This is a genomic window from Mycobacterium sp. E3298 (assembly GCF_001666895.1).
Lineage (GTDB): Bacteria > Actinomycetota > Actinomycetes > Mycobacteriales > Mycobacteriaceae > Mycobacterium.
This window is the reverse complement of the sequence record NZ_LZJB01000117.1, coordinates 20,877-32,216: the sequence shown is the minus strand read 5'-3', so window position 1 is coordinate 32,216 and position 11,340 is coordinate 20,877. Positions and strand designations below refer to the sequence as shown.

Annotated in this window: 10 protein-coding genes and 1 pseudogene; 6 read left to right on the top strand and 5 right to left on the bottom strand. The window is 70.5% G+C overall.

Translation table 11 applies throughout. The annotated features are described in order from the left end of the window. Positions 1 to 448: pseudogene (locus A9X05_RS05445) on the bottom strand (MaoC family dehydratase N-terminal domain-containing protein); the annotation flags it as partial. A gap of 84 nt (positions 449 to 532) precedes the next feature. On the opposite strand from A9X05_RS05445, the gene A9X05_RS05440 reads away from it, so the two are divergent. The 5 genes from A9X05_RS05440 (at position 533) to A9X05_RS05420 (ending at position 5,727) form a co-directional block, all read left to right on the top strand. Further along, the gene (locus tag A9X05_RS05440) at positions 533 to 1,246 is read left to right on the top strand and encodes a histidine phosphatase family protein (RefSeq protein ID WP_067779784.1); all 714 of its coding nucleotides are present in this window, start codon (positions 533 to 535) and stop codon (positions 1,244 to 1,246) included. 190 nt (positions 1,247 to 1,436) lie between these two features. Then, on the top strand, positions 1,437 to 3,440 hold the full coding sequence (locus tag A9X05_RS05435) for an SDR family oxidoreductase (RefSeq protein WP_067779781.1): 2,004 nt from the start codon (positions 1,437 to 1,439) through the stop codon (positions 3,438 to 3,440). 42 nt (positions 3,441 to 3,482) lie between these two features. Next, entirely contained in the window at positions 3,483 to 4,226 is a 744-nt protein-coding gene (locus A9X05_RS05430; protein WP_067754575.1) for a 2OG-Fe dioxygenase family protein, read from the top strand. Positions 4,227 to 4,249: 23 nt separating this feature from the next. Beyond that, positions 4,250 to 5,272, top strand: coding sequence for a nucleoside hydrolase (locus A9X05_RS05425; protein WP_067779796.1), 1,023 nt, complete (start codon positions 4,250 to 4,252; stop codon positions 5,270 to 5,272). Beyond that, positions 5,269 to 5,727: a hypothetical protein gene (locus tag A9X05_RS05420; RefSeq protein ID WP_067779778.1), complete on the top strand. Its 459-nt coding sequence runs from the start codon at positions 5,269 to 5,271 to the stop codon at positions 5,725 to 5,727. Before A9X05_RS05425 ends, A9X05_RS05420 begins: the two co-directional genes overlap by 4 nt. A 4-nt stretch (positions 5,728 to 5,731) precedes the next feature. Here the strand turns inward: A9X05_RS05420 and cmaA1 are convergent, their stop codons facing one another. From cmaA1 to A9X05_RS05405, 3 genes are all read right to left on the bottom strand, one after another. Beyond that, positions 5,732 to 6,619: a cyclopropane mycolic acid synthase CmaA1 gene (cmaA1, locus tag A9X05_RS05415; protein ID WP_067754569.1), complete on the bottom strand. Its 888-nt coding sequence runs from the start codon at positions 6,617 to 6,619 to the stop codon at positions 5,732 to 5,734. Between the two features lie 110 nt (positions 6,620 to 6,729). After that, the gene (locus A9X05_RS05410; RefSeq protein ID WP_067779793.1) at positions 6,730 to 8,262 is read right to left on the bottom strand and encodes a DNA polymerase Y family protein; all 1,533 of its coding nucleotides are present in this window, start codon (positions 8,260 to 8,262) and stop codon (positions 6,730 to 6,732) included. 38 nt (positions 8,263 to 8,300) lie between these two features. Further along, positions 8,301 to 8,969, bottom strand: coding sequence for a hypothetical protein (locus A9X05_RS05405; protein WP_067779775.1), 669 nt, complete (start codon positions 8,967 to 8,969; stop codon positions 8,301 to 8,303). Between the two features lie 112 nt (positions 8,970 to 9,081). On the opposite strand from A9X05_RS05405, the gene A9X05_RS05400 reads away from it, so the two are divergent. Next, positions 9,082 to 9,645, top strand: a complete 564-nt coding sequence (locus tag A9X05_RS05400) for a hypothetical protein (RefSeq protein ID WP_156736487.1) — start codon at positions 9,082 to 9,084, stop codon at positions 9,643 to 9,645. 84 nt (positions 9,646 to 9,729) lie between these two features. Here A9X05_RS05400 and guaA read toward each other — a convergent pair whose 3' ends face one another. Then, positions 9,730 to 11,298, bottom strand: a complete 1,569-nt coding sequence (gene guaA, locus A9X05_RS05395; protein WP_197498939.1) for a glutamine-hydrolyzing GMP synthase — start codon at positions 11,296 to 11,298, stop codon at positions 9,730 to 9,732. Between the last annotated feature and the right edge of the window lie 42 nt (positions 11,299 to 11,340).

Here is an 11,340-nt window from a genome sequence, read left to right as displayed (position 1 = left end):
CGCCGCCGAACCCGCCCTCGCCGCGGATCACCAGGGTGGTGAGCGTCTCGGCGATCAGCTTCTCCGAATCCGGGTCGGTGCCCCGGCCGCGCAACACGAGGATCGCGTTCTTGCCCTCGCCCTTGTCCTGGATGTCGGCGACCTCGGTGACCACCGACAGCTTCCCCGCGGCCGGCAACGGCGCGTGCAGCCGGATTTCCTGCGAGCCGTGTAACAGCATGGCCCAGTTGAACGTTCCCACCTTGCCGGCTGCCCCGAAGGCCGGGCAGCAGATCACCGCGTAGGTGGGCAGCACCTGCTGCTCGATGCCGTGGCTGTTCTCGGTGGTGAACGACAGGTCGTCGAGGCCGGCGCCGACGCCGAGCGCATACAGCAGCGTGTCCCGGTCGGTCCACTCGAACAGCATCGGTTCGGTCACCGCGCCGACGGCACTCGGGTCAATGGCCATCTGAGTCTCCTTCGCAAGTAATTTCTCCACTTAACCATCGCAAACCCTTCCCACCGATGCCGTCGGCAGGGCAGGCTATTTGCCATGCCGAAGCGCAGCGTGATCCGGAATGTCTCGAAGGCCGTCGCGGCGCTGACCGCGGTCCTCGTCGTCGGGGCCTGCGGTGGGTCACCGCAGGCACGCAGCATCACGATCACGTTCGTCCGGCACGCCCAGTCGGCATCCAACGCGAGCGGGATCATCGACACCTCGGTGCCGGGGCCCAGCCTGACCCCGGAGGGCCAGGGTCAGGCCCAGCAGGTCGCGCATCAGGCGGGCCATAAGGACTACGACGGCATCTACGCCTCCACGATGGTCAGGACACAGCAGACCGCAGCGCCGCTGGCCTCGGAGCTGGGCAAGCAAGTCGAGGTGCTGCAGGGCATTCAGGAGATCAACGCGGGCTGGTTCGAGGGCAAGCCGATCGCCCAGGAGAATGCGACGTACCTGCTGGCGCCCGCGGACTGGCTCCGGGGCGACACGCAGGACAGCATCCCCGGGTCGATCAGCGGCAAGCAGTTCAACGAACAATTCACCGCCGCAATCGCAAAGGTCTACAACAGCGGCCAGCACAACCCGGTGGTGTTCTCGCACAAATTCGCCATCGAGTACTGGACGCTGATGAACGCGAAAAACGCCAAGGACTCACTGCTGACCAGCCATCCCCTGCCCAACGTCGGCCGCGTGGTGATCACCGGCAACCCGATGAACGGCTGGACCCTGGTCGACTGGGACGGCATTCGCGACTTCCACAACTGACAATCCCCGCCACGCCCGCGACGCCGCGCTTGCGATCGCCACAGGGCTGACAGTGACGACCCGCCACGCCCGGCGACCGCCGCGCTTGCGATCGCCACAGGGCTGACAGTGGCGACCCGCCACGCCCGGCGACGCCGCGCTTGCGATCGCCACAGTTGACGCGGGCGGTCGCGACCGCCACGATGGCTGCATGCGGTATGTCGTTACCGGCGGTACCGGGTTTATTGGTCGCCGCGTCGTCGCCCGGCTGCTGGACACCCAACCCGATGCGCAGGTGTGGGTGCTGGTCCGGCGGGAGTCGCTGGGGCGTTTCGAACGGCTCGCGGCCGAGTGGAGTGACCGGGCCAAACCGCTGGTCGGAGCGCTGCCGGAGCTGGAGCTGACCGACGAGACCCTCGCCGAGCTGGGCAGCATCGACCACGTCGTGCACTGCGCGGCCATCTACGACATCACCGCCGGCGAGCCCGAGCAGCGGGCCACCAATGTCGAGGGGACCCGCGCCGTCATCGAGCTGGCGCGGCGGCTCGGCGCGACGCTGCACCACGTGTCCTCGATCGCGGTCGCGGGGGACTTCCCCGGCGAATACACCGAGGACGACTTCGATGTCGGCCAGCCGTTGCCGACCCCGTATCACCGGACCAAGTTCGAGGCCGAGTTGCTGGTGCGGTCGGCGCCCGGGCTGCGTTATCGGATCTACCGCCCGGCGGTGGTGGTCGGCGATTCGCGCACCGGCGAGATGGACAAGATCGACGGGCCGTACTACTTCTTCGGCGTGCTGGCCAAGCTGGCGGTGCTGCCCAGGTTGACGCCGATCATGCTCCCCGACACCGGCCGCACCAACATCGTGCCGGTCGACTACGTCGTCGACGCGCTCGTGGCGCTGATGCACGCCGACGGTCTGGACGGCCGCACCTTCCACCTCACCGCCCCCAAAACCGTTGGGCTGCGGGGCATCTACCGCGGCGTCGCCAAGGCGGCCGGGCTCCCGCCGGCGCGCGGGTCGCTGCCCGGCTCGGTGGCCGCCCCGGTGCTGAAGGTGCGCGGGCGGGCCAGGGTGCTGCGCAACATGGCGGCCACCCAGCTCGGTATCCCGGCCGAGGTCTTCGACCTGGTCGACCTCAAGCCCACCTTCATCAGCGACCAGACCCGGAAAGCCTTGCGCGGCACGGGCATCGAGGTGCCCGAGTTCTCCAGTTACGCGCCCGGGCTGTGGCGGTACTGGGCCGAGCACCTGGACCCGGACCGGGCGCGCCGCGACGACCCGCACGGGCCGCTGCACGGCCGGCACGTCATCATCACCGGCGCGTCCAGCGGCATCGGCCGGGCGGCGGCCATCGCGGTGGCCGAGCGCGGGGCGACGGTGTTCGCCCTGGCCCGCAACGCCGACGCGCTGGATCAACTGGTCGCCGAGATCCGCGCGGCCGGCGGTGACGCCCACGCCTTCACTTGCGACGTCACCGATTCCACCTCGGTCGAGCACACCATCAAGGACATCCTGGGCCGCTTCGACCACGTCGACTACCTGGTGAACAACGCCGGCCGGTCGATCCGCCGCTCGGTGGTCAACTCGACCGACCGGCTGCACGACTACGAGCGGGTCATGGCGGTCAACTACTTCGGCGCGGTGCGGATGGTGCTGGCGCTGCTGCCGCACTGGCGCGAGCGCCGCTTCGGTCATGTGGTCAACGTCTCCAGCGCCGGCGTGCAGGCCCGCAATCCGAAGTACAGCTCGTACCTGCCCACCAAGGCGGCGCTGGACGCGTTCGCCGACGTGGTCGGCTCGGAGACGCTGTCCGACCACATCACGTTCACCAATATTCATATGCCACTGGTCCGTACGCCGATGATCGCGCCGTCGCACCGGCTCAACCCGGTGCCCGCGATCAGCCCCGAGCGCGCGGCCGCCATGGTGGTGCGCGGCCTGGTCGACAAGCCGGCGCGCATCGACACCCCCCTCGGAACGCTGGCCGAGGCCGGCAACTACTTCGCCCCGCGGACGTCCAGGCGGATCCTGCACCAGCTGTACCTCGGTTACCCCGACTCGGCCGCGGCCCGCGGACTGCCCACCGAGCCGCCCGCCGCGCCCCCGCCGCGGCGCAAGCCGAGGCGGCCCGTCCGCGCCGTCACCGGCGGCATCCGGACGCCGCGGGGAGTCAAACGGTTGGTGCGCCGGGTGCCCGGGGTGCACTGGTAGTCCGGGCGTTTCAGCCGCGCCTGATTGCGGTATTCCGGCGCGATGACCCGGACGCTTTCCGCGAAACGGGCGGACGCCGACCCGGTGGCCGCCGCGGCCCGCCTGGTCGCCACGCGAGGCGTCGCGGTGATGTCCTCACTCGACGTGACGCGGAGCCTGGGCGCCGGCCGCGAGGAGTGGACCCGATTCGCCCGGCACTGGCAGCAGCTGGGACCCGACCCGTACGCCGCGGAGCTGGGGGTGCAGCGGCTGCGCCGGTACGGCCAGTACTCCTTTCGCGACGGTGCGCTGCGCCCGGTGCCCAGGAGCACGTTCGCGCAACCCGAGGACTCCAACCCCCTCTACATCGGCAAGGACCGCGACTTCGAGCCGCTGACCGACGCTTTCGCCCGGGATCCGTTGCTGCGCAGGATCATCGACCTGCTGGCCCGAGTGGCGGCGGCGCTGGACGACGTCGCGGACTGGAACGTCAAGGTGCATCCGTTCCGGGTCCGGTCGTTGTCCGACGACGGCGGCCATCCGACGCCGGAGGGCATGCACCGCGACGGCGTCACCCTGGTCAGCTCACTGCTGGTCGGGCGGCGCAACGCGATCGGCGGCGAGAGCACGGTGAATGACCGCGACGGCAGGCAGTTGCTGGCGACGACGCTGGCCGAACCCGGCACGCTGATGTTGGGCGACGACCGCCGCACCCTGCACGGCGTCTCCCCGATCCGCCCGATCGACGGCTCGGGCCCCGCCCAGCGCGACGTCCTGGTGGTCACCTTCGCCTCGGCGTGGCCCTGAGCGACGGTATCGTTGCCGCGGTGATGCCCGTATTTGTCGACGTCGACACCGGCGTCGACGACGCGCTGGCGCTGATGTACCTGTTCGCCAGCCCGGACGCCGACGTGGTCGGCATCGCCTCCACCGGGGGAAACGTTGCGGTGCAGCAGGTTTGCGAGAACAACCTGGGCCTGCTCGAGCTGTGCGGGCGCACCGGCGTGCCGGTCTCCAAGGGCGCCGAGGAGACCCTCACCGGGCCGATGAGCCTGCCGTCGAAGGTTCACGGCCCTCGCGGACTGGGCTATGCCGAACTGCCAGCCACCGATCGCCGGCTCACCGTCCACGACTCGGCGACCGCGTGGGTGCGCGCCGCGCGCGCCCATCCCGGTGAGCTGATCGGCGTGGCCACCGGCCCGCTGACCAATCTGGCGCTGGCGCTGCGCGCCGAGCCGGCGCTGCCGACGCTGGTGCGCCGGCTGGTCGTCATGGGCGGCTCCTACGATCACCGCGGCAACACCACCGCGGTGGCCGAATGGAACATCAGCGTGGACCCCGAGGCCGCGGCCGAAGTCCTGGACGCCTGGGCGACCGTTGAGCCGCAACGGCTTCCGATCCTGTGCGGCCTGGATCTGACCCGCAAGGTGGCGATGACGCCGGAGCACCTCACCAGGCTGGCCGCCGCTGCCGGGTCGACGACGATGCCGATGAGCGCGGGCGACGAGCCCGGCACGCGGTCGACCGCGTCCAACGCGTTGATCCGGGTGATCGAGGACGCGATGCGGTTCTACCTGGAGGCCTACCACGACATCGGCCACGGCTTCCAGGCGCACCTGCACGATCCGCTGGCCGCCGCCGCGGCGCTGGACCCGGGGCTCGTCACCATCCGGCCCGCGACGGTGGACATCGAGCTGACCGGCACGCTGACCCGCGCCATGACCGTGACCGACTGGTCGGGGCGCCGAGAACCCAACGCGCTGATCGGGATCGACGTGGACGCGGCGGCCTTCTTCGACCGGTTTATCGAACGGGTTGGGAGCTTCGCCCGCCGGTTATCCAACACCCCATGAAGATCCGCCTCATCGAAGTTCTGCGCGCGGGGTGGGGTGCCGTGCTGCTGACCGCCCCCTCCGGGGTGCTTGGCCACATCCACGGGGTGCAGGTCGACCACAAGTCGCTCGTCGTCACCCGGATCCTGGGCGGGCGCCACCTGGTCCAGGCACTGCTCTCGGGCATCAATCCCGGCCCGGAGGTGCTGGCGGCCGGCGTGTGGGTCGACACCGTGCACTCCGCGACGGCGCTCGGCCTCGCCGCGGCGGACCGGCACCGCGCCCGCGGCGGGGTGACCGACGCCGCCGTCGCGGCGTCGTGGGCGGCCCTGGGCTGGCGCCACCTGCGCACCGGTCAGGCCAGGACCGACCGCGTCCGGGGCCGCGACCGGCTGGCCCGCGCGGTGGTGGGCGCGCTCCCCGGCGGTGGCGGGCTGATGGCGCAGGCGCGGGCGGTCCGCTGCGGGCGGGCCTAGGAAGTCATTTCTGCAACGTGAATTGATTGACGTCGATGTATCCGATGCGGAACATCTCGGCGCAGCCGGTCAGGTATTTCATGTACCGTTCGTACACTTCCTCGGATTGCAGCTCGATGGCCTGGTCCTTGTGGGCTTGCAGCGCGGCAGACCAGATGTCGAGCGTCTTCGCGTAGTGCGGCTGCAACGACTGGACGCGACTAACTGTGAAGCCATTCGCGGTGGCGCGTTCTTGCACCATCGGTATCGAGGGCAGTCGCCCGCCCGGAAAGATCTCGGTCACAATGAATTTGACGAATCGGGCGAATGTAAACGAGATGGGCATGCCGCGTTCGACCATCTCCGTCGGATGAAGCCCGGTGATGGTGTGCAACAACATGATCCCGTCATCGGGCAGCAGGTCATGCGCCAGGGTGAAGAACGCGTCGTAGCGCTCGTGCCCGAAGTGTTCGAAGGCGCCGATGCTGACAATCCGGTCGACGGGCTCGTCGAACTGTTCCCAGCCGCGCAGCAGAATCCTCGCCGAACGCGGGCTGGCGGATTGGGCGATCAGCCGCTCGACGTGATCGGCCTGGTTGCGACTCAGGGTGAGGCCGACGACGTTGACGTCGTACTTTTCGAGGGCGCGCATCATCGTGGCCCCCCAGCCGCAGCCGACGTCGAGCAACGTCATACCCGGTTGCAACCCAAGTTTGCCCAGGGCGAGGTCGATTTTGGCGATCTGCGCCTCTTCCAGCGTCATGTCGTCGCGCTCGAAGTAGGCGCAGCTGTACGTCTGGGTGGGGTCGAGGAAAAGCCGGAAGAATTCGTCCGACAAATCGTAGTGGGCCTGCACATCGTCGAAGTGCGGCGTTAAATCCGTCCCCTCGGGGGGCTCCGACGTCGTAGGCATCGTGACAGCCTAGTCGCCGATTTGAGCACGCCGGAAACAGTGAAGTCTCCCGGTCCCTCTGGCATCGGCACGGGGGTGGGGATGACGCCCATCCGGTGCGGATAGCGCCGTCACTCGTAGCTGCCTTCGAGGTACCAGCGCCGCTGGCGGTAGCACAGCAGAAACGCCCGCTCGCCCTCCAGCAAGACCTGCGCGCGGGCGGTGCGGCCCCTTCCCACGTCGGGATCCCACCACCGCTCGTCGACCGGCCATGGCCCGGCCCACCAGTCCAGCCGCTCGTCCTTGCCGTGCACGGTCAGCCGCGCCGGGTCGGCGGAGAACAGCCCACGGCCGGTCACCCGCACCGAATTCCCTTGGCCGTCAAGCAGTTCCACCGGGTCGTCCAGCAAAACCGCCGGTGACGGCTCGGGCAGCCGCCCGGGCCACGGCAGAGTCGGGTCGGCCCGCGGCGCCGGTTCGTCGCCCAGCGGGGTCAACGTGATGCGTTCGGCCGGCCCGCGCCCGCCGGACAGCACCGGCACCCGCACCGCCTCCGGGCCGAGCAGGCCCTGCACCCGCACCAGGGCGCGACGGGCCCGCAGCCGGTCCTCCTCGCCGAGGCCGCCCCACAGCGGCAGCTGCAGCGCCTCGGCCGACACCACCTCGACCGCCTGCAACCGCAGCAGCGTCACCGGCGCCGTCGGGCGGGGATTGCGCGTGGTCCGGCTGCTCAACCAGCCGTCCAGTTGCCAGCGCACCCGGTCGGCGGTGGCATCCTCGGTCAACGGCTCGGCGCATCGCCACACCCGGTGCAGTTCTTCGCCGTTGGCGGTGACGGCGTGAATGCCCAGCCGGGTGCAGCCCACCCCGGCGCCCATCAGAGTCCGATGCAGCGCGGCGGCCAGCGAGCGGCCGGCGAAGGCCGCGGCGTCGACCCTGTCTATCGGCGGGTCGCAGTCCAGCACGGCCTCCAGCTCTTCCGGCGGCTCGCGCCCGGACGGTCCCCGCTCGGGTTCACCGCGGGCCAACCGGTGCGCGGCCACCCCGTCGGCGCCGAACCGGGAGGCCACGTCGGTGGCCGACAGCGCGGCGAATTGCCCGATGGTGCGAATCCCCATGCGCCACAACAGGTCCGTCAGCTCTTCCCGGCCAGGACCACACAGGCTGGGTTCGGTGGCGAGTTGGCGGATAGACAGCACAGACAGGAACTTCGCGTCACCGCCCGCCGGGACGATCCGGCCCGCCCGCGCGGCGAAGACCGCGGTGGACAGCCGGTCTGCGACCCCGACCTGGCACTCGGCGCCGGCCGCAGCCACCGCATCGATCAGCCGCTCGGCGGCGTCGGCCTCGGAGCCGAAATAGCGGGCCGCCCCGCGCACCGGCAACACCAAGAGCCCGGGCCGCAGCACCTCGGCACGCGGCACCAGGTCGTCCACCGCCGCGATGACCGACTCGAAGAAGCGGGCGTCGCGGTCCGCGTCGGCGGTGGTGACGTGCAGCTGCGGGCAGCGGGCCGCCGCCTCCCGGCGCCGCAGCCCCCGCCGGACCCCCGCCGCGCGGGCGGCCGCCGAACAGGCGATCACCCGATTGGCCAACGTGACCGCCACCGGGGCGGTCGCGGAGAGGCCGGCGGCCGCGGCCGCGGCGACCGCGGGCCAGTCCATGCACCAGATGGCCAGCACCCGGGATGCCACTGGTGAATTCACCCGGCTCGCGCCCGGGCGGTCACCCGCCGGCCCGCACACACCCCGCTGACCTGCAGCCGCACCCGGCTGATCCGGCCGAACCCAGGGCGGCCCCCCGAGGTGAGCTCGTAACCGCAGACCCGAGCCTCCAGCCGGGTGGGCGCCCCCTGCCAGTCACCGTCGGTGACCAGCACGGTGCACCCCTTGTTGCGGGCCCGCGCTACCACCGCCCGCGCCCGGGTCTGCGGCACCCGGCGCCCGCCCAGGCCGAGGACCACCAGATCCATGCCGTCGACGAGCACCGCGGCCACCTCCACCGGGTCGGTGCCGGGATCCGGGATCACCGCGACCCGGCTCAGATCCGCCCCCATCTCCGCGGCCGCCAGCAGCCCGATATCCGGCTGGCCGACGATTGCCACGTTGCCGCCCGCCGCCGTCACCGCGGCCACCATGCTCAGCAGCAGCGACCGGGCGCCCGAGAGGACCGCCACCGATCCGCGCGGCAGGGGCGCCGGCAGCGACTCCGCCAACCACCGCGGCAGCGCCAGTTGGGCTTCCGATTCCGGCAGCAGATCGTCGGCATGGTTGGCCGCGGGCCCCGGCGCCTTCCCGATGATCACGGCCATCCGCCGCCGAAGCGATTCGAGCTGCTCAGCGCGATTTTCGGAGGCCAAAGCCGCGGTCATGACTGCCTCCTGTTCGAATGTATGTTCGATACAGTTGGAGTAAACACCCGCCCTCCGACAACCGTCAAGAAACGTGAGAGGCTGCTTTATGCGGTCGTTGCTGGTGTGGCTGATGGTGCTCTTTTGCTGTACTTTTCCGGTGCCAAGTGCCGCCGCTCCCTGCCGGCAGGCGGAGCTGTTCGCCACCGACACCACCGATCCCCTGTTCGAGGCGCAGGCCACCGTGACGATCGCGTCAAGCGGCGCGGCGGTGACGGGATCGACCCCGCTCGACGGGGTGTACTGGTCGAGCGCGCTGCACCGGAACACCCGGGAGAGCTCGCGGGAATTTCATCTGTGCGGCGCCGACGGCTCGGTGCACGCCGCCGCCGAGGCGCTGCGCCGCCAGTTCGACCAAAAAGCGGTGCTGACCTTCGACTACGAGCCCACGCCGGACCAGGACGCGATCATCATCGCCGTGCCGGAAGTCGACATCGCCCGCTTCGGCGACGCGCTGGCGGCCGACCCGGCCGCCCGCGACCGCATCCGGGGTGGATCGGTCACCACCACCGACCACACCTTGATCCTGGTCGCGGGAAACCACGATCGAGACGTCGCCCGACGACTCGTCGGCGAAGCCGGCGGCAACTGGGCAGCCGCCACGATCGCTTACGGCCGAAGCGAATTCGTGGAGTAGCCACGCTCTCGAGTGTGCGGCTGGCCGCACGTTCGGCCACGAGTGTGCGGCTGGCCGCACGTTAGACGCAAAAAGCGAGCGCCTTCACTCCCACTCGATGGTGCCGGGGGGTTTGCTGGTGATGTCGAGCACCACGCGGTTGACCTCGCGGACCTCGTTGGTGATGCGGGTCGAGATGCGCTCCAGCACCTCGTAGGGCACCCGGGTCCAGTCGGCGGTCATGGCGTCCTCGCTGGACACCGGCCGCAGCACGATCGGATGCCCGTACGTCCGGCCGTCACCCTGCACACCGACCGAGCGGACCTCGGCCAGCAACACCACCGGGCATTGCCAGATCAGGTTGTCCAGGCCGGCGGCGGTGAGTTCCTCGCGCGCGATCGAGTCGGCGCGCCGCAGGGTCTCCAACCGCGCCGCGGTAACCTCGCCGACGATTCGGATGCCCAACCCGGGCCCCGGAAAGGGTTGGCGCGCAACGATTTCCTCCGGCAGGCCCAGCTCGCGCCCGACGGCGCGCACCTCGTCCTTGAACAGCAGCCGCAGCGGCTCGACGAGCCGGAACTTCAGGTCGTCGGGCAGACCGCCGACATTGTGATGGCTCTTGATGTTGGCGGTTCCGCTGCCCCCGCCAGACTCCACCACGTCGGGATACAGCGTGCCCTGCACCAGGAACTCGACCTCGGATCCGGTGTCGCTCAGGATGTCTCGGACCGCGCCCTCGAAGGCCCGGATGAACTGGCGGCCGATGATCTTGCGCTTGCCCTCGGGGTTGGTCACCCCCGACAGCGCGTGCAGGAAGGTGTCCGCGGCGTCGACGGTGACCAGGTTGGCGCCGGTGGCGGCGACGAAGTCGCGCTGCACCTGCGCGCGCTCGCCGGCACGAAGGAGCCCGTGGTCGACGAAGACGCACGTCAGCCGGTCGCCGATGGCGCGCTGCACCAGCGCGGCCGCCACCGCCGAGTCCACCCCGCCGGACAGCCCGCAGATCGCGTGCCCGTCACCGATCTGTTCGCGCACCTGCTCGACCAGCGCGCCGGCGATGTTGGCGGGCGTCCACTCCGCGCCCAGCCCGGCGAAGTCGTGCAGGAACCGGCTGAGCACCTGCTGCCCGTGCGGGGTGTGCATGACCTCGGGGTGGTACTGCACCCCGGCCAGGCGGCGGCTCCGGTTCTCGAAGGCGGCCACTGTCGCGCCCGCGCTGCTGGCGACCACGTCGAACCCCTCCGGCGCGGCGGTGACCGCGTCGCCGTGACTCATCCAGACCGGCTGAGTGCTTGGCAGCCCCGAATGCAATTCGCCGCCAACAACTTTCAGCTCGGTGCGGCCGTATTCGCTGGTGCCGGTGCGGGCGACCGTCCCGCCCAGCGCCTGCGCCATGGCCTGGAATCCGTAGCAGATGCCGAACACCGGCACACCGAGGTCGAACACCGCCGGATCGAGCTGCGGGGCGCCCTCCTCGTAGACGCTGGACGGCCCCCCGGACAGCACCAGCGCCGACGGCTGCCGGGCCTTGATCTCGTCGATCGACGCCGTGTGCGGGATGACCTCGGAGAAGACCCGCGCCTCGCGGACGCGCCGGGCGATCAGCTGCGCATATTGGGCGCCGAAGTCGACCACCAACACGGGCCGCGGCGAGGGGGTTTCCACGGCAGCCAGCTTAGTGGCCGGCTGGGACCGCCCCGGTGGGGCCGTGCCCAC

Excerpts from the sequence above, each read along its gene's own strand:
- cmaA1 (WP_067754569.1), bottom strand. The coding sequence starts at position 6,619 with ATGCCTACGACGTCGGAGCCCCCCGAGGGGACGGATTTAACGCCGCAC.
- A9X05_RS05430 (WP_067754575.1), top strand. The coding sequence starts at position 3,483 with ATGACCCGGACGCTTTCCGCGAAACGGGCGGACGCCGACCCGGTGGCC.
- A9X05_RS05405 (WP_067779775.1), bottom strand. The coding sequence starts at position 8,969 with ATGACCGCGGCTTTGGCCTCCGAAAATCGCGCTGAGCAGCTCGAATCG.
- A9X05_RS05435 (WP_067779781.1), top strand. The coding sequence starts at position 1,437 with ATGCGGTATGTCGTTACCGGCGGTACCGGGTTTATTGGTCGCCGCGTC.
- A9X05_RS05440 (WP_067779784.1), top strand. The coding sequence starts at position 533 with ATGCCGAAGCGCAGCGTGATCCGGAATGTCTCGAAGGCCGTCGCGGCG.
- A9X05_RS05420 (WP_067779778.1), top strand. The coding sequence starts at position 5,269 with ATGAAGATCCGCCTCATCGAAGTTCTGCGCGCGGGGTGGGGTGCCGTG.
- A9X05_RS05425 (WP_067779796.1), top strand. The coding sequence starts at position 4,250 with ATGCCCGTATTTGTCGACGTCGACACCGGCGTCGACGACGCGCTGGCG.
- A9X05_RS05400 (WP_156736487.1), top strand. The coding sequence starts at position 9,082 with ATGGTGCTCTTTTGCTGTACTTTTCCGGTGCCAAGTGCCGCCGCTCCC.
- A9X05_RS05410 (WP_067779793.1), bottom strand. The coding sequence starts at position 8,262 with ATGGACTGGCCCGCGGTCGCCGCGGCCGCGGCCGCCGGCCTCTCCGCG.